The 2426-nt window shown below is 67.4% G+C and carries 3 protein-coding genes and 2 pseudogenes; 1 reads left to right on the top strand and 4 read right to left on the bottom strand.

The window, feature by feature from the left end; genetic code table 11:
• Positions 1-799, top strand: a pseudogene (locus ACTS11_RS02560) (hypothetical protein); the annotation flags it as partial.
• 61 nt (positions 800-860) lie between these two features.
• Here ACTS11_RS02560 and bfr read toward each other — a convergent pair.
• From bfr to ACTS11_RS02540, 4 genes and pseudogenes are all read right to left on the bottom strand, one after another.
• Positions 861-1346: a bacterioferritin gene (gene bfr / locus ACTS11_RS02555; RefSeq protein ID WP_442638782.1), complete on the bottom strand. Its 486-nt coding sequence runs from the start codon at positions 1344-1346 to the stop codon at positions 861-863.
• A 133-nt stretch (positions 1347-1479) separates the two neighbouring features.
• Positions 1480-1719, bottom strand: a complete 240-nt coding sequence (locus tag ACTS11_RS02550) for a (2Fe-2S)-binding protein (protein WP_442638781.1) — start codon at positions 1717-1719, stop codon at positions 1480-1482.
• Positions 1720-1811: 92 nt separating this feature from the next.
• Positions 1812-2120: a DUF4389 domain-containing protein gene (locus ACTS11_RS02545; RefSeq protein WP_442638780.1), complete on the bottom strand. Its 309-nt coding sequence runs from the start codon at positions 2118-2120 to the stop codon at positions 1812-1814.
• Positions 2121-2152: 32 nt separating this feature from the next.
• A pseudogene (locus tag ACTS11_RS02540) lies at positions 2153-2426 on the bottom strand (gfo/Idh/MocA family oxidoreductase); the annotation flags it as partial.

Raw genomic sequence — 2426 nt, 5'->3', positions numbered from 1 at the left:
ATCGAGCATCGCGAGGCCGATGGGTCTGGTGTCCACGAGCGTTGGTGGGCAGCAGGATACCCTGTTCCGCATCGTCTATTACGGCGAAGCGCTCCGGGCCATGACCGAACATGTCAGCGACGCGCTCATCTCCGGCCCGTGCGAGCCGATGATCGGCATGCTCGACGACGCCTACGACCGGTTCGCCGAGGCCCGCGAGAGCTTCTCGCCCGAGGAATTCACGCTCTACGTGATGTCGCAGATGCTGAGCCTCTGCGAGGACGCGGAGGAGGCGCGGCAGTTCCGTCTCGGCGCCGCGACCTACATCATCCGCTCCGCTTCGGCGCTGCCCGAGGACTACGCGCCGATCATCGCGGACGCGCAGCAGATGGTCCGGGCGGAGGAACTCGCCCGGCTCGCCGCGCCCACGCCGGAGACCCGGACCGAGGCCGCACCGGAACCCGCTCCGGAGACCGGATCGGAACCTGCCGTGCCGGATGCCGTTGCGGCACACGACGCTCTGCCCGAAACGCAGACGGACGCCGACCCGATCGCTCCCGAGGCGCCGGCAGCCCGGGTGCGGGACGGCGCTGGCATGTCCGGCGCATCCGTGGACGCCAACCGCAGGCCGCAAAGGGCGCGGCTGCCCCGCGCGGTCGGCGGCGGGAGCAGAAGCGGGATCGTCGACTACCTCGAGAAGGGGTTCGTCGCGCTGACGGTCGTGGGGATCTTCGGGTACCTTCTGCTCTTCAGCCTGGGAGCCCTCGACGCGCCCGACACCACGATGGACGTGACCACGGGCATCCCCGTCATCGACTAGGGCCAGAGGCCCCGTCAGGAAGGAGCGGCGGCGAGGTCGCCCCGGCCGCCGCAGCGCTTCGTCATTCCGCCTCGTTCGCGGGCTTGGCCTGAAGCAGGCTGTAATGCGCCTCGCCGATCGTGCCGTAGAGGCCGAGTTGCGTCTCGAGGAAGTCGATGTGGCCCTCCTCGTCCGCGATCAGCTCCTCGAAGAGGTTCTTCGAGACGTAGTCCTTCACGCTGTCGCAGTAGTCGCGCGCCTCGACGTAGAGATTGCGCGCGTCATGCTCCGCGGCGAGGTCGGCCTCGAGCGTCTCCTTGAGGTTCTGGCCGATCCGCAGGGGATCGAGCTTCTGCAGGTTCGGGTGCCCCTCGAGGAAGATGATCCGCGCGATGAGCTTGTCGGCGTGGTGCATCTCCTCGATGCTCTCCTCGCGCGACTTGTCGGCGATGCGGCCGAAGCCCCAGTCCTCCTGCAGGCGGTAGTGCAGCCAGTACTGGCTGACCGCCGTAAGCTCGCTGCGCAGCGCTGCGTTCAGGTATTCGATGACCTTTGCGTCGCCCTTCATCTTCCGGATCTCCTTGTTCTCGGCGGGGTCCCGGCACGTTCCGCGTCGGGTGTCGTTCTGCGGTGAGGATGGCAGGGCCAGGGCCCGATTTCCATGGGAAAACCGGCGCCTGCGACCACGGCGCGCCCGGCGGTCAGGCCCCGGTGCTGCGCCGTCCGCGCAGGTTGCGCAGCTCGGAGGGGACGCCGAGGCTGGGGTTGCGCGCCATCGTGTCCATGAAGAGCGAGAGGCATCCGCCGCAATCGGCCTTCTTGCCGAGCGCGCGGTAGACCTTGCCGGGGGTGATGATCGTGTCGGGATCTGCGGCGCGCATCCAGTCGATGGCGGAGTGGATCTCGTGATCGCTGATGTTGGTGCAGTGGCAGACGATCATGCCGCCCTCTCCGTCCGAGTCTCTGCGGAGAAGGTGAGCATTTCACTCGGAAAAGTCAAACCCGAGTTTTTCTGTCGGCCAATGCGTCGCAGTCAGTCGAGATCGGTCCAGGGCCAGGGCTTCACCTCGGAGGCGGCGGATTGGTAGCGCGCGGCCTTGGCCATCCAGATCCCGAGGTCGGTGCCGAAATCGGCGAGCCGCGCGTTCCGCTCGCCGTTGTTGACCAGCATGATGATGAACTGCACCACCGTCAGCAGCGTCAGGACGGTCTGCGAGATCGACAGCATGAAAGCGATGATCACCATATAGAGAAGCCGCAGGCCCAGGTGGTCCTTCGCCGGCGTCTCGGGCTGTTCGCCGTTCACCCGTCCGTCGAGATTCGCGTCGTCGTTCCTCGGCATCGGCGGCCCCTCCACACACTCGCGCCGAGACTTTAGCGCGGCGGCCCGAGCCTGTCGAATACCGCGTCGATCACGGCGTGGGTGCCGCGCGACTGCTCGAGCGGCATCGCGTAGGGCGCGCCGTCCAGTAGCGTCGCGGCCACCGCCTCGACCTGGTTCACGTACTGGCGCACGTCCGGGAAGCGGTGGATGACGTCGGGCTCCCCCTCGCGGCGGAGGTGGAGATCGGCCTGACCATACACACCTGCATTGAACGGCGCCGTGACGACAAGCCAGCCCGCGTCGCCCTCGAAGACATCTCCTGCC

It is taken from the genome of Roseicyclus sp., from assembly GCF_052168335.1.
In the GTDB taxonomy this organism is placed as follows: domain Bacteria; phylum Pseudomonadota; class Alphaproteobacteria; order Rhodobacterales; family Rhodobacteraceae; genus Roseibacterium.
Note: the sequence above shows the minus strand (reverse complement) of the source record. Positions and strands in the feature narration are given on the sequence as shown.